The sequence below is a fragment of the uncultured Thiothrix sp. genome, from assembly GCF_937876535.1.
GTDB lineage: Bacteria > Pseudomonadota > Gammaproteobacteria > Thiotrichales > Thiotrichaceae > Thiolinea.
Genome location: NZ_CALFHZ010000021.1, coordinates 516961 through 538289, shown reverse-complemented (window position 1 = coordinate 538289; position 21329 = coordinate 516961). Strand labels below are relative to the sequence as shown.

21 protein-coding genes are annotated in these 21329 nt (G+C 45.2%); 8 read left to right on the top strand and 13 right to left on the bottom strand.

The annotated features are described in order from the left end of the window. Positions 1-130 precede the first annotated feature (130 nt). The 3 genes from Q0230_RS17155 to Q0230_RS17145 are packed head-to-tail and all read left to right on the top strand — an operon-like array spanning position 131 to position 3060. Positions 131-1312 (top strand): aspartate aminotransferase family protein, encoded by a 1182-nt coding sequence (locus Q0230_RS17155; protein WP_298612039.1) that lies wholly within the window; start codon positions 131-133, stop codon positions 1310-1312. Between the two features lie 37 nt (positions 1313-1349). Further along, complete coding sequence (gene argF / locus Q0230_RS17150) at positions 1350-2267, top strand: ornithine carbamoyltransferase (protein ID WP_298612035.1); 918 nt, start codon at positions 1350-1352, stop codon at positions 2265-2267. Between the two features lie 16 nt (positions 2268-2283). Next, a complete protein-coding gene (locus Q0230_RS17145; RefSeq protein WP_298612032.1) occupies positions 2284-3060 on the top strand; it encodes an exodeoxyribonuclease III in 777 nt (258 codons plus the stop codon). Here Q0230_RS17145 and Q0230_RS17140 read toward each other — a convergent pair. Both Q0230_RS17140 and Q0230_RS17135 read right to left on the bottom strand, forming a co-directional pair. Then, positions 3057-3338, bottom strand: a complete 282-nt coding sequence (locus Q0230_RS17140; RefSeq protein WP_298612029.1) for a RyR domain-containing protein — start codon at positions 3336-3338, stop codon at positions 3057-3059. The two genes, Q0230_RS17145 and Q0230_RS17140, sit on opposite strands and share 4 nt — an antisense overlap. Positions 3339-3393: 55 nt before the next feature. Beyond that, a complete protein-coding gene (locus tag Q0230_RS17135) occupies positions 3394-4779 on the bottom strand; it encodes a hypothetical protein (protein WP_298612026.1) in 1386 nt (461 codons plus the stop codon). A 195-nt stretch (positions 4780-4974) separates the two neighbouring features. On the opposite strand from Q0230_RS17135, the gene Q0230_RS17130 reads away from it, so the two are divergent. Continuing rightward, positions 4975-5541 (top strand): dual specificity protein phosphatase family protein, encoded by a 567-nt coding sequence (locus tag Q0230_RS17130; protein ID WP_298612023.1) that lies wholly within the window; start codon positions 4975-4977, stop codon positions 5539-5541. Here Q0230_RS17130 and Q0230_RS17125 read toward each other — a convergent pair. The 4 genes from Q0230_RS17125 to Q0230_RS17110 all read right to left on the bottom strand — a co-directional run bounded on the left by Q0230_RS17125 (position 5538) and on the right by Q0230_RS17110 (position 10297). After that, positions 5538-6122 carry a rhomboid family intramembrane serine protease gene (locus tag Q0230_RS17125; protein ID WP_298612020.1) on the bottom strand — a complete coding sequence of 195 codons (585 nt, stop codon included), beginning with the start codon at positions 6120-6122 and terminating at the stop codon, positions 5538-5540. The two genes, Q0230_RS17130 and Q0230_RS17125, sit on opposite strands and share 4 nt — an antisense overlap. Beyond that, positions 6119-6679 (bottom strand): DUF1415 domain-containing protein, encoded by a 561-nt coding sequence (locus Q0230_RS17120; protein ID WP_298612017.1) that lies wholly within the window; start codon positions 6677-6679, stop codon positions 6119-6121. The genes Q0230_RS17125 and Q0230_RS17120 overlap by 4 nt, the downstream gene beginning before the upstream one ends. Before the next feature lie 2 nt (positions 6680-6681). Then, positions 6682-7500: a toll/interleukin-1 receptor domain-containing protein gene (locus Q0230_RS17115; RefSeq protein WP_298612014.1), complete on the bottom strand. Its 819-nt coding sequence runs from the start codon at positions 7498-7500 to the stop codon at positions 6682-6684. Positions 7501-7591: 91 nt separating this feature from the next. Next, the gene (locus tag Q0230_RS17110; protein ID WP_298612011.1) at positions 7592-10297 is read right to left on the bottom strand and encodes a bifunctional acetate--CoA ligase family protein/GNAT family N-acetyltransferase; all 2706 of its coding nucleotides are present in this window, start codon (positions 10295-10297) and stop codon (positions 7592-7594) included. A gap of 120 nt (positions 10298-10417) precedes the next feature. On the opposite strand from Q0230_RS17110, the gene Q0230_RS17105 reads away from it, so the two are divergent. Beyond that, on the top strand, positions 10418-11350 hold the full coding sequence (locus Q0230_RS17105; protein ID WP_298612008.1) for a histone deacetylase family protein: 933 nt from the start codon (positions 10418-10420) through the stop codon (positions 11348-11350). Positions 11351-11414: 64 nt separating this feature from the next. Here the strand turns inward: Q0230_RS17105 and Q0230_RS17100 are convergent, their stop codons facing one another. Next, complete coding sequence (locus Q0230_RS17100) at positions 11415-12275, bottom strand: methylenetetrahydrofolate reductase (protein WP_298612005.1); 861 nt, start codon at positions 12273-12275, stop codon at positions 11415-11417. Between the two features lie 103 nt (positions 12276-12378). Here Q0230_RS17100 and Q0230_RS17095 point away from each other — a divergent pair, with 103 nt between their 5' ends. After that, positions 12379-13296 (top strand): LysR family transcriptional regulator, encoded by a 918-nt coding sequence (locus Q0230_RS17095; RefSeq protein ID WP_298612002.1) that lies wholly within the window; start codon positions 12379-12381, stop codon positions 13294-13296. A gap of 4 nt (positions 13297-13300) precedes the next feature. Here the strand turns inward: Q0230_RS17095 and Q0230_RS17090 are convergent, their stop codons facing one another. The 3 genes from Q0230_RS17090 to Q0230_RS17080 form a co-directional block, all read right to left on the bottom strand. Then, positions 13301-14206, bottom strand: coding sequence for an EamA family transporter (locus Q0230_RS17090; protein ID WP_298611999.1), 906 nt, complete (start codon positions 14204-14206; stop codon positions 13301-13303). Between the two features lie 7 nt (positions 14207-14213). Then, complete coding sequence (locus tag Q0230_RS17085; RefSeq protein WP_298611996.1) at positions 14214-14687, bottom strand: peroxiredoxin; 474 nt, start codon at positions 14685-14687, stop codon at positions 14214-14216. A gap of 96 nt (positions 14688-14783) precedes the next feature. Further along, a complete protein-coding gene (locus tag Q0230_RS17080; RefSeq protein WP_298611993.1) occupies positions 14784-15764 on the bottom strand; it encodes a quinone oxidoreductase in 981 nt (326 codons plus the stop codon). A gap of 191 nt (positions 15765-15955) precedes the next feature. On the opposite strand from Q0230_RS17080, the gene Q0230_RS17075 reads away from it, so the two are divergent. Beyond that, positions 15956-16732 carry an arylamine N-acetyltransferase gene (locus Q0230_RS17075; RefSeq protein WP_298611991.1) on the top strand — a complete coding sequence of 259 codons (777 nt, stop codon included), beginning with the start codon at positions 15956-15958 and terminating at the stop codon, positions 16730-16732. A gap of 56 nt (positions 16733-16788) precedes the next feature. Here the strand turns inward: Q0230_RS17075 and Q0230_RS17070 are convergent, their stop codons facing one another. Further along, positions 16789-17787 (bottom strand): hypothetical protein, encoded by a 999-nt coding sequence (locus Q0230_RS17070; protein WP_298611988.1) that lies wholly within the window; start codon positions 17785-17787, stop codon positions 16789-16791. A gap of 126 nt (positions 17788-17913) precedes the next feature. On the opposite strand from Q0230_RS17070, the gene Q0230_RS17065 reads away from it, so the two are divergent. After that, on the top strand, positions 17914-18531 hold the full coding sequence (locus tag Q0230_RS17065) for a DedA family protein (protein ID WP_298611986.1): 618 nt from the start codon (positions 17914-17916) through the stop codon (positions 18529-18531). 12 nt (positions 18532-18543) lie between these two features. Here Q0230_RS17065 and Q0230_RS17060 read toward each other — a convergent pair whose 3' ends face one another. Further along, a complete protein-coding gene (locus Q0230_RS17060) occupies positions 18544-19902 on the bottom strand; it encodes a pitrilysin family protein (RefSeq protein WP_298611984.1) in 1359 nt (452 codons plus the stop codon). A gap of 2 nt (positions 19903-19904) precedes the next feature. Continuing rightward, positions 19905-21266: a pitrilysin family protein gene (locus tag Q0230_RS17055; protein ID WP_298611980.1), complete on the bottom strand. Its 1362-nt coding sequence runs from the start codon at positions 21264-21266 to the stop codon at positions 19905-19907. Between the last annotated feature and the right edge of the window lie 63 nt (positions 21267-21329).

Genomic DNA, 21329 nt, shown 5'->3' with positions numbered 1-21329 from the left:
CTGATCAGCCACCCAGAGCGCATTCATTGACATTGCGGCATTCATCCCCTATATTCGCCCTTTGAATCACTAAAGGCAGCCTAATGCGGCTGCCTTTTTGTTTTTCCCAATCTTAACTGGAGGGTTTGCAATGACGACTATAATTAAACAAACATTAATGCCAACCTACGCCCGTCTCCCTGTTACCTTCGCTCGTGGTGAAGGTGCTGTACTCTTTGATACTGAAGGTAAGCAATATCTAGATGCAGTTGCTGGTGTAGCAGTGTGTAGCTTAGGGCATGCGCGTCCGGAAGTAGCGGATGCTATTTGCGAACAAGCCCATCGCTTAATGCATACCTCTAACCTCTATCAGATTGAGAATCAACAAGCTCTTGGTGAGCGTTTGTGTGCTTTAGCAGGCATGGATAATGCCTTCTTCTGTAATTCTGGTGCAGAAGCTAATGAAGCAGCGATTAAAATCGCACGTCTGTATGCGCACAATAAAGGTATTGAGCGCCCCGTAATCATCGTGATGAGTAATGCCTTTCATGGGCGGACGATGGCTACCGTCACAGCGACTGGTAATCCAAAAGCTCAAGCTGGCTTTGGCCCCCTCCTAGAAGGCTTTGTACGTGTTCAATACGGTGATGCTGAAGCTGTAGCTCACCAATTAGCTGCTGATAAGAATATAGTGGCCGTGTTGGTTGAACCCGTTCAAGGTGAAGGGGGTGTACAAGTTCCTAGTGCTGATTATTTACCGCGCTTGCGTGAACTTTGCGATCAGCACGATTGTTTATTAATGACCGATGAAATCCAAACCGGTATGTGCCGTACTGGTAAATGGTTTGCTTTCCAACATACCTCCATTCAACCTGATGTCATGACGCTGGCTAAAGCACTGGGTAATGGAATGCCCATTGGTGCCTGTTTAGCTCGTGGTAAAGCAGCTAGTGTATTTGGTTATGGCAATCACGGCTCGACTTTTGGCGGTAACCCACTAGCCTGCCGTGCTGCCCTTGCTGTCCTTGAAGTGATGGAAAAAGAGCAGCTCGCGAATCGTGCTGCTGAGTTGGGTCACTATTTCTTACAGCAATTCCGTGCTGGTTTAACTGATGTTGCTGGTGTTAAAGAGGTTCGTGGCAAAGGTTTAATGATTGGCATCCAACTTGAACGCGATTGTGGTGAGTTAGTTAAACAAGGCCTTGCTCAAGGTATCTTAATCAATGTAACTGCTGGAAATGTTATCCGCTTATTACCACCTTTAGTCATTAGCCAACCACAAGCTGACCAGATCATAACTACAGTCATAGATTTAATACGCGATTTTTTATAATCTCGTTATTTATCGTGCCGGATGCTAGAGAGCTGATATGAGTACAATCCGACATTTTCTTACTTTAAGCGATCTGAGTTCGGCTGAATTGCTCGCAGTGCTTGAGCGGGCGATCGACTTAAAAGCTTTAACGAAACGTGGGGAAATTTACACACCTTTAAAAAATCGTAGCCTTGCGATGATTTTTGAAAAGGCGTCTACCCGTACCCGCGTTTCTTTCGAAGTCGGAATGACTCAACTGGGTGGACATGCCCTATTTTTATCTCCGAATGACAGCCAATTAGGTCGTGGTGAACCGATTGAAGACGCTGCGCGAGTTATCTCACGCATGGTTGATATCGTGATGATTCGTACCTTCGAGCAATACAAAGTGGAGCGCTTTGCCGCTTATTCGCGTGTGCCAGTGATCAATGGCTTAACGGATACGCATCATCCTTGTCAGCTTTTAGCTGATTTAATGACGTGGATTGAGCAACGTGGTTTGCCCACTGCACGTACAGTCGCTTGGGTCGGTGATGGCAATAATATGTGCCATTCTTGGATGGAGGCTGCACGTTTACTCAATTTCAAACTGCGTATCTGCACTCCTCAAGGTTATCAGCCTAACCCAACGATTGTAGCGGCTAATGCCTCGCATCTAAGCTTTTTTGCTACCCCCCAAGAAGCCGTAGAGCAAGCTGACTTAGTCACCACTGACACTTGGGCCAGCATGGGTCAAGAAGCAGAAAAGAAACAACGTGACATTGCTTTTGCAGGCTTTGAAGTCACTGAAGACTTAATGGCCTTAGCTCACCCAGATGCGCTGTTTATGCATTGCTTGCCGGCTTATCGGGGTAAAGAAGTATCAGCAGCGGTGATTGATGGCCCGCAAAGTGTGGTATGGGATGAAGCTGAAAACCGTTTGCATGCGCAAAAAGCATTAATGGAAGCTTTATTAATCGGCTTTCCTCGTTAAATAGAGGGTTTACCTCATGCGTATTATCACCGCTAATGTAAATGGTATCCGCTCGGCTGCCAAAAAAGGTTTTTTTACTTGGTTAGCAACTCAACAAGCTGATGTGGTTTGTATTCAAGAAACCAAGGCGCAAATCCACCAATTACATGAAGAGCCTGAGACTTTTTTCCCAGCTGGCTATCACTGCTACTATCATGATGCACAGAAAAAGGGTTACAGCGGTGTGGCTTTATATTGCCGCACTAAACCTGATTCGATTGTTGAGGGGATGGGTTCAGTCGAATTTGATGCTGAAGGGCGCTACTTAGAAGCACGCTTTGGGAGTTTAAGTGTAGCTTCGCTTTATTTGCCCTCTGGTTCGTCAGGAGACGAACGTCAAGCAGCTAAATATCGTTGTATGCAACAGTTTGAAACTGTCCTTGAAAACCTAAACGCTGAAGGTCGCCAAGCGATTATTTGTGGTGACTGGAATATTGCACATAAGCCAGAAGACTTAGTAAATTGGAAAGCTAATCAAAAATATTCTGGTTTCTTACCGGATGAACGCGCTTGGTTAGATAAACTATTTGTCGACTACGGTTTTGTGGATGCATTTAGAGAACTACCTCAAGAACCTGATCAATATACATGGTGGTCGATGCGCACCAATGCTTGGGATCGGAACTTAGGTTGGCGTATCGACTATCATGTACTCACACCCAATCTGCAAGGGACTGTAGTTGCTACAAAGATTTATCGCGATGAACGCTTTTCTGATCATGCACCGGTCGTGATCGACTATCGCTACCCTTAAACTTTTTCGATTTTAAAGCCTGAAGCTAAAATCACTTTGAGCACTTCGCGCGCGGTATTGCGATCATAAGTCTTTTCAGATTCAGCTAAATCCTCATAAGGTATCAAACAGGGATGAAGCTTCTTAACATCGTCTCGTTCTGCCCCATAAATCCAACCATCGCTAATCCGTTGCTGTGCCCAGACTTCATGGGTGTTGTAAGACAATAACTCTAATAACTCTTCTAAAGACTGAGGCAAATTCACTTTAGAGGTATCAATGGGTTCAGGTTGATACATACAAAACTCCAGCGTAGTTTTTATTAGTGTGAAACGAAGCTTGCTATTCGTCAATCTAGTGTATGGTTTCCCTTCTCCCTTGCCAAATTACTAAGATTAACAGTAGTAATAACCAATAATCTAAACTGCCAGTACCACCAGTGGGTTGCTGACTAGGCGGATTCACAACGGGCGGTGTTGTGCCTCCGGGTGGAGTTACAGGCGGTGTGACAGGTGGGGTGACTGGAGGCACTGGATTAGCCAAGCGAGTCCCGGAAGTATCCTCACTTGCACTTAATGGATTGCGTGTATGCCAATCACGCGGAGTCAAGCTAATATACGACCAGTGTGCGTCCATAAAAGGAGCGTCCTCGGCTCGCGGCATATGATAGAAAGTAGTACTTGGCCAGACGACTAAATCTGCGCCACGCAAATCTTCATGATTCACAAAACCATATAAACTATCTGCGCATCCCCCTAGGCTAGGGTTATGTGAGGCATATAATTCACATTCTTGGTAAGTTGTGAAATAAATATCTTCATGCGTAAAGGTTTCTGAATCAGGGCCAATATCTTGTTGCTCTGATTGTGGCAGGCGAATTTCATAGGCTAAGCTTTGACCTTCACCATTGGTTTGCTCAGCATCACGGATCAGCCAACGCCGTGCAGTGGCAGGATTTACACTACGCCCTATTTCGGTATTAAGGCTTGTGCGTTGTAAGATGGACTGGTCGCCTTGCTCCTGAAGATTCAACTCTTCAATCACATCATCGCGTGCAGTACCTGCTAAATCAAAATCTAATTTCCAAAAGAAATTATGCACATGCCCTAGTCCCACTTTATTCGGGGCAATCAGCCAACCCTGATTCTCGGCGGATGCATTATTAAAGCGCTGTAAAGCCCCTGTGGCCCCAACTGCTGGCTCAATAGCACCATCCTCATAAAAGCGCCAGAGAGGTATATAGTGATAAGCGCCGACACGTGAGACACTAAAAATGGATAAAGCTTCGGTTTTAATTTGCTCATTTTGATAACGGAAACCATGATCACTAGCACTGACTTGCTCACACAGCACCAAACGTTCACCGTCTTTCAATAATTTACCGTTTGGGCAATCAGTCTGGCGTAAATCCACCATATAGTTACCGCCCAAACCATAATCAGAAATATCATGGTAGCGTGCACCATTATCATCATAAGGCACATGAATTTGTGCAAGGCTAGCATTACTCAAAATTAAGCGCCGTTGGCCAGCTTTGGGAGTGTAATGTATCTTATGCAAGACAATGCCCTCGCGATTGCGTTGTTCCCAACACATATCCCAACGCGCACCATTGCTCAAAGTCACATTGATATAATAATCATCTGAGCAAAACTCAGCCGCAAAGCTCGGTGTTAGCCAAACACTGCTACTTAAAAGCAGTAGACTAGAAACAAATTTAGCAAGGATTTTAGTATTCATAGCTGCAGTCTAAAAGATGCAAGCTATGAGTCGAGATACAAACCTATAAGTGGTATTTATTATTAGATAAATTTAAACCTAAAATCCTGAGCGACCACTTAAGGTAAAACTCATCGATTGTGCAGCATTTACTTAGCTCTGCTTATACAATCAGTTATACTTTAATTTTCGCCGCAACAATGCTTATCCCCAACCATGAATCCAAGTATTTTTAAGCTTAAACAGATTGGCTCAGGTAATTTATATATTATGCCTTGCCCGCGCTCACAAGTTTTAGCTGAAGACCTAGCTTATTATCTGAACCTAGGAGTCGATACTATTGTTTGCTTACTCGAAAAACCGGAGATGATCGCGCGTGGTTTAGCTCTTGAAGAAAAAATTTGCCGTGAATTAAATATAAACTTCCTGCACTTCCCTATTCCAGACCGTGCTATCCCCAACAATCTAAGTGCTTTTCGGCAACTCGTGGATAAACTTGAGTTAGAACTCAAACAAGGCCGGCATGTTGCTATCCACTGTTATGCAGGCATTGGGCGCACAGGCATCTTAGCAGGCAGCCTATTGATTCGAGAAGGCATGCAACCACAAGCGGCAATAGAGCTTATGTCCGAGACTCGGGGGAAAAACATGCCGCAAACTCAAGTACAATATGAGTTTCTAGTCGATAATGATGAACAACATGCTTTAGTCGATCATGACAGTATGAATACGCCAGCACGCCCTTGGTGGCAGCGTTTAATTTCTTGGTCACCTGCCGCTTAACTTCTAAACTTAGAGGTCACTTGCTTACCACGTACTAAGAAAAATGCAGCTACTGCACCTGCAATTCCACCAAATAAATGACCATCCCAAGAGACCCCGGGCTGCCAAGGCAAAATTCCACTTAGCAGGCTAGATCCATACATAAAAGTCACAAAAATTGCGATTAGCATCGGTATTACACGCCGCTCTAACAAGCCGGATACAATCAGAAACACCGCCAAACCAAATACCAAGCCACTGGCACCAATATGCAAAGCAGCACCACGCCCAAATAACCAAAGTAACGCTCCACCAAGTAGCACAATACTTAAAACAATGGTACGGCTATTGGCTCTCGAGCCAGCTAGCAAAGTTAAGAGCACCAGTAAAGGGACTGTATTACTCATAATATGCTGTAGGCTCCCATGCAGAAAAGGCATGGTGACTATGCCGACCAAATGTGAACCATTGCGTGGAATTAAACCAAACTGCTCTAGAGGTAAAACGCGATCAAGGGCAAAGACTAGCCAAATCAGACCAACAAATAGCAAGACAGCGGGTAATTCTTGCTTAATACTGTGTTGGTTATTTTGGTTAATCATAAAGCTTTCCCCTGTAAAATACGTTTGAGAGTCGTCACTCCTAACTGCTGCATCACTTGAATATTGCGCTCTGGAATCGCATCAATATTAGGATGCTGAGCAATAGCTTTTTCTAAGCTTTCTTCACGTAATAAATGCAGCATCGGATAAGGTGAACGATTGGTATAGTTTTCTGCATCATCTAATTCAGTCCCCGAGAATTGGTACTGTGGATGAAAGCTAGCAATTTGTAAAATACCCTCTAAACCCTCTTGATAGAGCAATTCATCTGCATCATCCAGAAAATCATTATAAGTATGAAAATTTGTCAAAGTTTCTGGGTGAATTAATAATGTGGTTTCAACTTTATCGGCAGGAACCGCTTGTAAAGCATGTAACTCTGCCTTCAAGACTGCTAATAAAGTGTCTGGCTTAGAAGCTGGGGTAACACTAAAACGAATCAGACCTAGTTGATAAGGCTTGTGAGCAAACGGGCACAGATTATGTCCAAGCACAAGCTGTTCTATCCATTGTCGGGTTTGTGCAATCACCGTAGCTGCTTGTGGATGAGCATGCATACTTACTCCTGAAAAATTTCCTGTACTAATTTTTCACCAGCTTGTACCTTGCTTTGCTGCTGGCGACGTTTCCAGACTAGATAACCAATTATCGCAAATAACACTAAAAAAACAGATAAAACCGCTAAATAATGGTGCGACTCATCTTTAAATTCCGTTACGGGTGCTAAGGTGGGTAATTCTGGCTTAGCCAGCGGTGCTACAGTACTAGGATAACGCCCATCAGTCGATGGCGGCTCAGTTGTTGAATCAGTTGATGAATGCTCCAAATCCTTACTCTGCCCTGCTGGATCTAATGGTTTTAACTCAGGCGCAATCGCCACAATTTCAGGTGATACTTGAGCTTTATTCAAACTGAAGGAAAAACTTACAGCTAACACCAGCAGGGTAAGCCCAACTATCCCACCCCAAAGCCAATAAGATCTCAGTTTAGTTTGGGTTGGCGGAGGGTAAAAACTAGGTGTAGGGCTATTATCTGCATTAGGCAGAATAAAATTTGTTAAAGCATGAAATTGCCCTAACTCATTTGGCAAGGGAGTTTGATCAAGGAGAATAGGTACAACCCGTTTCTGCATGGCAATTGCGATCGACCACTCACGTTCGACCCATTCTGATAACTGCGCATTCATACTCCAGAACACGAGGACGCGCTCAGCTTCAGCTAATTTGGTACGAATAACATCTTCCCAGCGGTCGCCATATTGAATATCGTCTAGATCACGGAACACATCCGCGCCCCCTGCTTCCAATAATTCAACGGCCTTTTCGACTTGTGTACTGTCTTTTCGTGAATAGGAGACAAAAACAGTGCGTCGACTCATGCTTAATCCTCACTTGAATACAGCACATGATTAGCACTGTATTACAAGCATAGTGCAAAGCCTGTCAACTGCGAATGCATAAGATAAGGGTTTAATGCTTACTACTCGTCGTATTGGTCAAGCGCTTAGTAACGAGGACGATACTGTCATCCATTTCGCTTTTCTGCCGTTCAAACCCTAAGCGACTCATCAAACGCAACATACCTGCATTTTCCGCCAAGACTTCACCAATAATGGTATTTAGACCTCGACTACGGGCGGTATCAATTAAAATTTCCATTAATAAACCACCCAAGCCACGCCCCTGCCAAGTATCCGCGATGACTAGCGCAAACTCACAACTCTGCCGATCTGGATTAATCGCATAACGACAAACACCAACTTCTCTATCCACACCATCTTCACGAGCTACGGCTACAAATGCGATTTCACGGTCATAATCAATTTGCGTAAAGCGCACCAGCATGTCTGGAGTAAGCTCACGCAGCGACTGCATAAAGCGCATGTAACGCGACTCTCGCGAAAGATTGCGTACAAACTCCTGCTCCATTTCTGCATCTTCAGGACGAATGGGACGAATGAGAATATTAGTGCCATCCGCTAACTGCTGCTGCTTCACCAAATCATTCGGATAAGGATGAATTGCCATATGGTCATAACGCTGTGCAGCCCCTTTCGGATAAGCGACGGTAAAGCGTGCATCCACTGCAACTGCACCATCAGGGCTTGCCATTAATGGATTAATATCCATTTCCACGATTTCTGGCAGCTCACAGACCATTTCAGAAACCCGCTGCAAAACTTGGCGTAATGCTGGGAAATCAATCTCTGGCATATTCCGGAATTCGACCAACATACGTGCAGCCCGAGTACGGCAGATCATTTTCTTGATCATATACTCATTTAAAGGCGGTAGAGCCACTGCACAATCACGATGAACTTCGACTGCAGTTCCACCTGTACCAAAGCTAATCACTGGGCCAAACACTGGGTCGCGCACTACCCCAATCATCAGTTCGCGTGCTGCAGCGCTGCGATACATCCGCTCAACCGTAATGCCTTCAATACGTGCTTCGGGCATCGCTTTAGCGGTTGCTTCTGTCAACTCTTGGTAAACACTACGCACAGTACGGGCACTATTAATGTTTAAGCGTACCCCATTTACATCCGACTTATGCATAATGTCCGGCGAACTAACTTTCATCACTACCGGAAAACCGACTGACTCAGCAGCCACTAAGGCCTCTGCAGGGCTACGGGTAAGAATGGTAGGTAAAGAAGGAATACGGAACGCCGATAAAATCGCGCGTGATTCAGTCGTTGAAAGTGCCCGACGCCCTTCTGCTAAAACGCTTTCAATAATCAGGCGTGCACCTTCAACATCTGGTTCAGAACTTTGCTCTTCAACAGAAGCAGGCACTTGCATAAGCATTTTTTGATTGCTTCGATAAGAGGCTAAGTAAGAGAAAGCCTCTACTGCTGATTCTGGTGCAGGGAAGTGCGGAATTTTGGCTTTAGATAAAATTTCGCGCCCTGGCTCAACTTGGGAATTCCCCATCCAACAAGCTAGCAGTGGCTTTTTAAACTTTTCTTTTGCTTTGACCACCACTTCAGCAACACCCACAGGATCAGTCATCGCTTGAGGCGTGAGCATGACTAACACACCATCCACACTGTCATCGGCTAAGCAAATGTCTAGAACTGCTGCATAACGCTCAGGCGTAGCATCGCCTAAAATATCGACTGGGTTGCCATGTGACCAAGCAGCAGGTAAAACTTTATTTAATGCAGTGACCGTTGCTGCAGCTAATTTTGGAATCCGCAGATTCATTTCCACTGCACGATCAGTTGCCATCACACCTGGGCCACCACCGTTAGTAACAATCATCAAGCGATTCTGCGCGACAGTCATGCCTGAAGAGAGAATTTCTGCCGCTGCAAATAATTGTGTAATTGAATTGGCGCGTACTACACCAGCACGTTCCAAAGCTGCATCAAAGGCATCATCCCCACCAACAATAGCGCCTGTATGCGAACTTGCTGCCCGTGAACCTTCTTCATAGCGACCTGCTTTCAATACAATCACCGGTTTCATCCGTGACGCTGCCCGCAAACCACTCATAAAGCTACGTGCATCGTGAATGCCTTCAATATATAAAAGAATGCTGTCAGTCTTAGGGTCTAGTGCAAGGTAATCCAGCACATCCCCAAAGTCGACATCCGCCGCATCACCTAAAGTGACAACGGTCGAAAAACCAACTTGGCGAGTACTAGCCCAATCCAGAATAGCCGTACAAACGGCTCCTGATTGTGAAACTAAAGCAAGATTACCGGGCTGGGCTTGGCTTTTACTGAAAGTTAAATTTAACCCAGAGGAGGGACGCATCACACCAAGGCAATTCGGGCCAATTAAATGCATGCCATAATGATGGATTAATTCCATCATATCTTTTTCCATGCGTTTGCCCCGAGCACCCGTTTCACTGAAACCCGCTGAAAGGACAATAACGCCCTTAATACCATGTTCGCCGCATTGCTTAACAATTTCTGCCACGCTACGTGCAGGAGTGGCTATAATAGCCAGCTCAATGGGGTGAGCAATGACAGGTAGACCCGCATAACAGGTTAAACCGTGAACTGTTTCATGCTTAGGATTAATTGGAAAAATTTTCCCTTGATATCCGGCTGCAACTAAATTTTGCAAAACAAGGGAGCCAACCGTATTAGGTCGTTCTGTGGCGCCGAAAATAGCTATAGCTGAAGGCGCGAATAATTGATTTAGGTAATGGTGACCCATTATTAAAACCTCTATGATAGCTCTCTTGAATTGAGAACTAATAATAACCGCTAGTACGTTTTTGGAAACGTCTTTTTTGTGCACTGCAACATATATTACTCCCTATAGACAGAAAATACCATGACAGCAGCAGTAATTAGTCATCAAAAGTGTTCACTTCACGATAATGGGAACCCGTATCACCCAGAATCACCTGAACGGATCGATGCGATTAATAACCGCATGATTACGTCGGGGGTAGATTGGATTACCCGTCATTACGATGCCCAAATAGCTACCCGTGAGCAGTTACTGCGGGTACATGAAAGCTATTACATCGACAAAATCTTCGAAACCGCTCCACATGATGACAGTATTGTCGATCTTGATGGTGACACTGGTATGAATAAGCATAGCTTAGAAGCGGCTTTATATTCGGCCGGTGCTGCAGCACAAGCGGTTGATTTAGTCATGACGACTAATTATAAACATGTTTTCTGCGCGACACGCCCACCCGGACATCATGCAGGACGGGCACATTCTGGTGGCTTCTGTCTATTCAATAATGTTGCTGTCGGTGCAGCGCACGCGATGGTTCAATACGGCCTTGAAAGAATTGTGATCGTCGACTTCGATGTGCATCATGGCGATGGCACTGAATCCATCTTTATTAATGATCCGCGAGTTTTGTTCTGCTCTTCCTTCCAACATCCTTTTTATCCCTTCACCGGAGCGGATACACGCGCCATCAATATCCGCAATTTACCGATGAAAGCAGGTACACGCTCCGGTGAATGGCGTGATCAAGTCCGTGAACAATGGATTCCCTCTTGGGTCGAATATAAACCTGAATTAATTATGATTTCAGCCGGTTTTGACTCGCACCTTGAAGATGATATGGGTGGCTTTAATTTAGTGGAAGCCGATTATGTGTGGATCACGCGTGAACTCTGCCAAATCGCCAAAGATTGCGGACATAATCGTGTAGTCTCGTGTTTAGAAGGCGGCTATGACTTATCATCTTTAGGTCGCAGTGTCGCTGCCCATGTGAAAGAACTCGCTGAGTTCCATTAAGCTAAATACAAAAGGGATAAGCCTTGCCTATCCCTTCCATAAACTCCTCTCCTCCGAGTCTAATTTAAGCCGCGATTTTAAAATACGGCTGCTCATCCCACGCTAAAGGTAAGCCTAATTGGTGAGCTACTTCGAACGTAAGACTAGGAATATTTAAGGTGTAGAAGTGTAATTGATTGACACCTTCGTCCATTAATTTCTCGCAAAGATCGACGGCTAATTCGATGCCTAATTTCTTTTGCTCTTGACTGCCCGCCACAGTCCCTTCAAATACTTTATGTAAACGTGCAGGCACCGTAGCGCCACAACGCGCACTGAAAGAAATCACTTTATCAAAATCATGTACTGGCAAAATACCAGGGACTAAAGGCTGTTCAATCCCCATTTTTACCGCAGCATCACGGAAACGTAAAAACATTTCAGGCTCGAAGAAATATTGGGTTAAAGCGCGCTTTGAGCCTGCTTCTAATTTCCGTTTTAGCTGCTTTAAATCAGCTTCTAAACTAGCCGCTTTTGGATGGACTTCTGGATAAGCCGCCACACTAATATCGAAATCAGCGACTGTGCGTAATAACTGCACCATATCCGCAACATCGCTAATACCGCCCTCGGTCAAATCAGCATCGCCACGTAAAGCCACAATCCGCTGCACACCATTGTCTTTAAAACGCTGAGCTAAAGCTAACAACGAATCACGCGTATGCCCTGCTGCTGTCAAATGCGCCGCGACGGGTACATGACATTCGCGCTGCATATTGAATACCGTATCCAAGCTGTGATCACGCTCACTGCCCAAAGCACCATAAGTGACTGAAAAGAAAGCAGGCTTGAGCATCTCCAACTGCCCAATGTTCCGCCACAAGGTGCGCTCCATTTTGGGAGTTTTAGGCGGGAAAAATTCAAAGGACAATACAGGGCTAGTCATACAAAAAATCTCGTCATCACAGTTGTTATCGTGAAGCTATTTTCCTATGCTAGCCCAATGAAAGCAATTTCAACTTTATCAACAAAAAATTGAATTTTTCTGAATGAATCTCCAACGCAAACACCTAGAACTGATCCAAGCCTTACAAACCAGTGAAACCTTAGCGGCAGCAGCAGCAAAACTGCATATGACACCTTCTGCTTTATCGCATCAATTGGGTGAGCTAGAAGAGCGTGTAGGGTTAGCGGTCGTGAATCGGAAAGCCAAACCCTTACATTTAACGGCTGCCGGTAAGCGCCTATCTGAAACAGCCCAAGATGTTTTACCACGCTTTGACCGTTTAGAGGCTGACTTAACCCGCCAAGTTAAAGGTTTAGGTGGACGCTTAAGTATCGCGATTGACTGCCATTCTTGTTATTTATGGCTGCTACCGACTTTGGATCAATTTCGCCGCCAATGGCCAGATGTGGAATTAGATTTATCTGGGGGTTTTAGCTTTGATAGTTTACAAGCACTTTCAGCCGGTGATTTAGATTTTGTGATTACTGCTGACCCTGAGCCATTAAACGGCATTAGTTATATTCCGCTATTTCAATACGAATCGATGCTCATTCTGCCGCTGGATCATCCTTTATCGCAGATCACTGAGATTCAGCCAGCGATGCTCAAAGACCAGACCCTCATTATTTACCCCGTGCCACCGCGCAAAATGGATATTTTTCGCTTATTTTTGCGCCCTGCTGATATTGAACCTGCGCATATTCGGCACAGTGAACTAACTGTGATGATGGTGGCTTTAGTAGCCAGTGGACGTGGTTTATGTAGCTTGCCGAATTGGGCGGCGGATGAATATATCGACCGCAATTTTGTGACTGCACGCTCTTTGGGCAAAGGTATCTTTAACACTTTGCATGCAGCAGTACGGGAAGAAAGTTTACAACTCAGTTATATGCAGGATTTTTTACTGCTTGCTAAGGATTTGCCATTTTCTACTTTGAAGGGGATTGCACGACCAGCTTAAAGCCCTAATGCGCTGTCTGCTTCTCCCGATGAAACACATACAAACCCGAAACCACTAAAATAGCGCTGCCAATCCAAGTATTAAGGGTAGGAATATCACCAAATAGCCACCAGCCTAAGACCGCAGCGGAAATTAATTCAGTATATTGAAAGCCTGCTAAGACGGAAGCATCAGCGTATTGAAAGGCTTTAGTTACCATCACATGCCCAATCGAAGCTAACACACCGACTAGAATGAGTTGCCGCCATTGCCAAAGCTCGGGCCATTGCAGATCAAAGGCAGGTAAGTTGAAAGGTTGCATCAGAATAATAATCAGCAAAATCATTAAAGAGCCAAATACCCCTGAATAAAACTGCATAGTAAATACTGAAACCCCTTTTTGGGTTGAGCTAGAGCGGGCTAATTTACGGGTAATCAATAAATAGAAGGCAAAGCCTAAAGCAGCGATCAAAGGCAAAATCGCAATACTGCCAAAGGGTGAACGACCAGGCTGAATAATGATTAGAGCACCAATCATGCCTACACCCACCGCAGACAAACGTCGCCAACCTATTTTTTCCCCGAGCATCCACGGGGCTAACAAGGTGACTAATAAAGGCATGGTGAAGAAAATCGCGAGCGCGTCAACTTGCGGCATTACTTGAATCGCTGCGAAAAAACATAAAGTCGAGCTACAAATGCCCAGCGCCCGCCAAAGATGCAAGCGCAACTCTGCACCCCGCGGCATATAAAGTTCACGCCAGACAAACGGAAAAAGAAACAAGCTCTGAAACCCAAAGCGCGCTAAGACAATACTCGCTGCCGCAATGGTATCACCCATAATTTTGGCAGCTGCATCCATGGCAGGCAGCAAAACTACACCTATTGCCATGAGCTGAATACCCAGAGCTTGATCTTTTGCTTGAGTCATCGGGGAATTAGAGTGCTTTTAAAATGACCTCAGCTTTACTCACCTCGAAGGCATTAGGTGCTTCGACATTGAGCAGTTTTACCACCCCATCTTCCAGTAACATCGAGTAACGCTGGGAACGAGTGCCACCAAAGTCACCAGTTTCTAAAACTAAACCCAGTGCTTTGGTTAAAGCAGCTCCACCATCCGCAATCATGGTTAGGTTTTCAGCATTTTGGGCTTGCCCCCAAGCTTGCATGACAAAAGCATCATTCACCGATAGGCAAGCAATCATATCTACGCCTTTCGCTTTCAACTCATCCGCATGTACTACATAGCCGGGTAAATGCGCTGCTGAGCAAGTCGGAGTGAAGGCACCAGGTAAAGCAAACAGCACTACTTTCTTGCCACCGAATAAATCAACGGTATTAACCTTTTTATGCCCGTCTGCGCCTGCTACGGTTACATCAACGGCTGGAATTTTTTCGCCAACTTGAATCATTATCTTCTCCTAGGTTTGTGATTAATTAATCAGTTTTATCGATACGCTTTAGTATTAAAACATAAAAGCAGCTACACGCCTGTAAAGCTTAAACTCTCAAGGAATTAATAAAGTAGTACCAGTCGTTTTACGACCTTCTAAATCGCGATGCGCTTGCTGGACATCTTTAAGGGCGTAGCGCTGATGAATGGGCACACTTAACTTACCAGCTTCTACCATCGCAAATAAATCACTCGCATTTTCCTGCATAGCTTCATCCGCAGCGGTATAAGTCATTAAAGTCGGGCGGGTCATATACAAAGAGCCTTTAGCCGATAATAAGCCCAAATCGAAGTTAGTAATCGGTCCCGAAGCATTCCCGTAACTAACGAACAAGCCGCGCGGTTGTAAGCTATCTAAAGACCCCATTAAAGTGGATTGCCCTACTCCATCATAGACCACCGGCACGCCTTGCCCATTGGTAATTTCGCGCACCCGCTTCGCCACATCTTCGGTATTGTAATTAATGGTGTAATCACAGCCATGTTCGCGGGCAATAGCGGCTTTTTCTTCAGAGCCAACGGTACCAATCACAGTAACACCTAGAGCTTTCGCCCATTGGCAAGCCATCAAACCAACCCCACCTGCGGCTGCATGGAAAAGAATCGTTTCGCCCGCTTGCACCATATAAGTTTCACGCAACAAATAGCGCACTGTCATGCCTTTCAGCATCATCGCGGCTGCAGTTTCATCACTAATACCTGCAGGTAGTTTACATACCCGATTGGCGGGCATATTACGTAAACTCGCATAAGCACCAATCGGCCCTGTACCATAGGCAACCCGATCACCTACTTGTAAATGTTCAACACCCTCGCCAACGGCCTCCACGACGCCAGCCGCCTCTAAACCTAAACCACTGGGTAGTTGTACAGGATAAAGACCGCTCCGGTGATAAGTATCGATATAGTTTAAGCCAATCGCCGTATGCCGAACTTGTACTTGACCTGCTGCGGGTGCACTCACGGTTTCTTGCACCAGCTCCATCACTTCGGGGCCACCTTGGGCTTTAATTTTTATGCTACTTGCAACACTCATGAACAACTCCTTGGCTAAATAGTAATGCTTGCTGCTTTATACTGTGCCGCCTGATTAAACACGAATAGCCTTGCAGTTTGTAGCAGAGCCTACTGTATAGTTAAAAATAAATAGGAACTAACCCTATGCCTAGCTGCAAGGCTCTTTTAAACTTGCGTTTCCCTTTCCCTGCTTAGCCACAATACCTAATTATGTACGCAGATAATTTTAAACTTGATGAATACTGCCGCCGGATTCACTTCAAAGGCGAATTAAAACCTGACTTTGCCACCGTCAAAGCCCTGATGCAGCAGCACCTAAGAACGATTCCCTTTGAAAACTTAAATGTCTTAGCGGGCAAAGTGATTTCTTTGAAGCCCGAAGACATTGTTGACAAACTCATTCATCAACAGCGTGGCGGCTATTGTTATGAAATGAATGGCTTATTCGCCCTAGTTTTGACAGCTTTAGGTCTTGCTTATGAATGGGTGGCAGCGCGCCCACTCTTTTACCCTGCTCGTCGCCCACGCACGCATGCCGCTTTAATTGTTACATTTGAAGGCGTGGAATGGTTGTTAGATTTAGGTTTTGGGAGCTATGGTATTCGTGAGCCCATGCGCCTAGACCTACAGAATCAGCCAGTCAAGCAAGGTTATGATCAATTTATGCTAAGCCCAGAAGAGGATGGCGATCTAGCAGTACAAGCCTTGGTCGATGGCACGTGGGTTAAGCAATACGGTTTTAATCGTAGCCCAGTCGAGTGGGTCGATTTCGCTCCCGCCAATTGGATGAACTCGACTCACCCTGAAGCTATTTTCACGCAAAAAAATGTGATTGTGCTCTTTACAACAACTGGGCGGAAACTGCTTTTCGGTCAGTTATTTAAAGAATATAAAGCAGGACAAGTTTCGCAAATCACTGTGCAAGCGGAACAAGTTGGGCCAGTATTGGAGCAAGAGTTTAATTTAATCAAACCGATGCATGTTTGAAACCCCGCGGCTGTTGCGTGCTTGGCAAACGAGTGATTATCCTGAGTTTGCCAAGCTCAATGCTGATTTTTAGGCTCACTGAATTTACCTTGCTCAACAATACGCTCTTCCACATAGCGCACTATACTTTCCAGCAAAATTTCGCGCGGATAATCATTTTTATCTAAGAAAAAACTCAACAATGGCCAATGCCAAGCGAGTGGCAAAGTTAAGGCCCAATGATCAGCATTCGCGTAGCCTAATAACGCACTGTTGGGAATCAATGCATCTTCGGCTAAGACCTGACTATCATTATTAGCGCTAAATGCAGTGAGTTTGCGATGATTACTACGCAGAATACGTGAAACTTGCTGCGGCTCTGGCAAGGCGACTAAAGAACAGTACAGAATCTCAGTTGGCAAAGGATGCTCAATCAGCCAGCGTTTACGCTCAAGCCGATCTAAGCTTTTTAAAGCGGCTCCATCGCCTAGATGACAACCAGGTAAAGGTAGTTTAGCGAACAGCCATTTGAGCCAAGGCGGCGTAATATCGACTAAAGGCGACCCACCAATTGCACCTGCTAAGCTCACTACCGCAACAGTGCGCTTGCGCACATTCGGATAAGTCAGCAAAGCGTGTAAAGCGTCTACTGCTCCCTTTGAATAACCCAACAATACGAAACGATGTTCAGTTGGAAATGAATCCAAAGCCTGTTGAATCATAGCTGCATTATATGCACTGCTGGAGCGGCCATTCACTTTCAACACTGAACTGGTAAAACCACGCTCATGTAAATACTTACGCGCTCGATGAAAAGGCGTGACTTTATGTGTCAGACAATCTGCCACCAATCCCGTAATAATCACATAATGTAAATCCAAGCGCGGCTGGCCTAAATACACAGCGCGTCCAGTAGCAGGTAACTCATCACTAAATTGGCGCAGTGCTAACTCAACAGGCTGATCACAAAGAATATCTTCCGGCGGATAAGCCCCGCGTACTGCTTGAAACACTTCGCGAAAGCGATGGCGCTGATCAATGATTGGTAGGGAAGGAGCTGGGTTATCTGTAAGCATGGGGTATTAAGCTAGTTGCATAAAGCCAGCATTCTTAACTAAAGCTCAATTAAATTACTAGACTGTAAGCTTCGAAACCTAACTAAGCTTTATACTAAACTATCTATCTTTGTGCAGGCTCCAACCATGCTCCAACACTATTTACAGCTCGCAGAACCTTGGTTGCATCAATATGGCTATTTCGCTCTATTCACTGTGTTATTTGTAGAAGGCTTTGGCTTCTTATTACCGGGGCAAACTTTACTAATGGCAGCCGCACTGTTAGCCAGCCGTGGAGAGATGAATATTACTCTCGTACTGTTAGTCAGTTGGATGGCAACGGTTTTAGGTGAAATCGTGGGTTATTTTATTGGCCTGTGGGGTGGACACCGGGTACTTTACAAAGTGGGCTTTAAACAAAGTCAACTAGATCATGTGGAGGCAGCTTTTGCTAAATATGGTGGTACGGTTATTTTATTTGCACGTTTTCTGGATATTGTCCGGCAGCTGAATAGCATTATCGCAGGTAGCTTACAAATGCCCCGCACTAGCTTTTTCTTTTATAACTTAATTGGTGCAGCTTTATGGGTCGGATTTTGGGGCGGTGGTGTTTATTTATTAGGCCATCACTTTGAAGAAGCACTCGCAGTTTTCCATCGTTTCCGTCCGTATATTTTAATTCTTGGTTTAGTGCTGATTCTGACTGGAATTGGCTATTATTTACATCGACGTAAAAAAGGCTCTGCATCAAACTCAGAGCCTTAGGCTTCTAATAACTTATTTCGCAGCGGATGCGCCTAAAATAACGGTAACCATTTTATCGGGTTGCAGTTTCGCAGCGAAGGCACGGCGAATATCTTCAATCGTTACTGCATCCACTTTTTGTGTCCAAGTGTCTAGGTAATTTAAGGGCAAACCATTACGGGCAATATTCGCAATATTATTGAGTAGATTACGATTGCTATCAATGCGTAAAGGAAAGCCACCAATCAGATTCGCTTTAGCAGCCTTGAGTTCATCCTCAGTTGGACCTTGATCCATAAAATCTTTCAGTACTTGCATCGATAAATCAACCGCTTGCTGAGCTTGATCTGGGCGAGTTTGTAAAGCAATGGTGAACTCGCCAACGCTTTGGCGGGCAGCAAAATAACTATCAATGCTATAAGTCAAACCACGCTTTTCCCGTACTTGTTCACTCAAACGTGACACTAAACCACTCCCACCCAGAATATGATTCCCCACTAGAATCGGAAAGAAATCCGGGTCGCTACGTTTCATCGCGGGCTGGCCAACCATGATTTGTGCTTGTGCAGAATTAAACGGAAGGTCTTTTTTAACCGCTTCAGTCAGTTTTGCAGGATCAGGTAAATCAGCTAACGGCGGACAACTGGTTTGCCCAGCTACTTGTAGACCCTCCAAGAGTTGCGTCACCATTTGATCAGCTTGCTCATGGGTTAAAGCCCCAACAATACTGACTTTAGCGTGGCAAGGATTGAGTTTGGTTTTATAAAACTGCTTCAAATCCTCAATCGTTAAGGCTTTTAGCGAAGCCTCAGTAGTGACATGTCCATAAGGATGAGTCCCAAACAGTGCCTGCGCATACGCCACTCCCGCTACATAACCCGGCTGGGTTTCTGCCTCCTTAATCGCGGCCATAGTTTTCTCGATTTCACGCTGAGCAATGGCTGGGTCAAAAGCGGGGGCTGCAATTTGATGAGCAGCTAAAGCAATCGACTTCGGCAAAACATCCGGATAAGTCAGGCTACGCAAAGCAAAAGCAAAGGAGTCATCATCTGCGCCAATACTAAATTCAGCGCCTAAATCCGCCCAAGCATCCCCTAACGCAGCCTCATCTAAAGCCGCTTGATCTTTCCAAGCTAAAACACCTTTGCTGGCTAAACTTGCGGTGAGGGAAGACAAACCCATTTTACCCTCAGGGTCGCGGCGTTTACCCATGTCAAATTCTACATGCACATCCACCATCGGAATCCCCATGCTCGAAGCCAACCAGATTGAAGTGCCATTTGGTTGTTGCCAATTCTCAATCGGTGTTACTGCATAAGCATTGAGCATACAAGTTCCTAAAACAACAGCGCATAAGCTTTGATAAGCTAATTTAAACGTAGTTTTTTTCATGCTTAGTGCCTCAAACCAGCAGGAGGAGTACGGGGTTTAGCATTCGGATCACGTGGTTGTGGATTCAACACGGCGACTGCCAGTTGATCATCGCCAAAGTATTTTTTCGCGACATTTTTGACTTGCTCAGCGGTGATTTTGCGCAACATTTCAATCAGTTTATCTTTAGTTTCTAAAGGCAAACCAATCGCCCATAACGCACCTAGTTCATTCGCTTGAGAAAATACCGAATCACGCTGGTAAATTTCTGAGGCAATCCATTGAGTTTTTACCCGATTTAATTCAGCTTCTGTCACACCTTCATCCGCCACTCGCTTAATTTGCCCACGTAAAGCAGCTTCTAAATCCGCGACAGTTTTGCCATTTGCAGGTACACCTTCTACAAAGAATAACTGTGGTCCGCGCCCATACATACCATTGCTAGTACTCGCACTGTCGGCAATACGCTGCTCATTATTGATTAAAGTCCGCTCAAACCGTGCGCCATCATTGCCATCTAAAATTGCCGAAAGCACAGTTAAGGATAAAGCATCCCAATCGTTTTCGGTGGGACTATCGACATTACTCAGTTGTGGCACTTTAAACGCCATCAGCAAATAAGCCTGATCTGCTGGTGCTTTGACTTCAATACGCTTGACCCCTAATTGCTTAGGTTCAAGCGCTGGTTTAATCGCTTTGACTGGGTGAGTAGGCAAGCTGCCATAGTATTTTTCGGCTAAAGTTAGAGCGTCTTCAGGCTTCACATCGCCGGCAATTACTACCACTGCATTCAGCGGGTTATACCATTGCTTATAAAAAGAACGAGCATCATCGGCGCTTAAGTTATCCAGGTCATTCATCCAACCAATCACTGGATTACGATAAGGATGCACATTATAAGTCACAGCCATGAGTTGTTCGTATAGCAGAGAGCGTGGCTGATCATCTGTGCGCATACGCCGCTCTTCTTTGACCACCTCTAATTCACGCTTAAACTCATCATCCGGCCATTGATTATTCACGAAGCTATCCGCTTGGAGTCGCATGACATCTTCTAATTTATCTTTAGGAATTTGCTGGTAATAAGCAGTGTAATCATCGGTGGTGAACGCATTATCTTCGCCGCCCAAAGCCGCAACTTGTCGCGAGAACTCACCTGCTTTTACGGTTGGCGTGCCTTTAAACATCATATGTTCAAGCACATGTGCAACCCCAGTTGTGCCACTCACCTCTTCCATCGCCCCTACACGCAGCCATAGCATATGTACTGCAGTTGGCGCGCGATAGTCAGGTTTGACAATTAGTTGCATGCCATTTTTTAAGGTAAAGGAGCGAACTGCTAAGTCTTGGCTAGCTTCCGCCGTAGGCATTGTGGTTGTGTTCATGGTTGTCGTTTGCTCTGCATAAACTTGGGTGCTGGCACTCCAGGCTAACAAGCAGGCGCATAA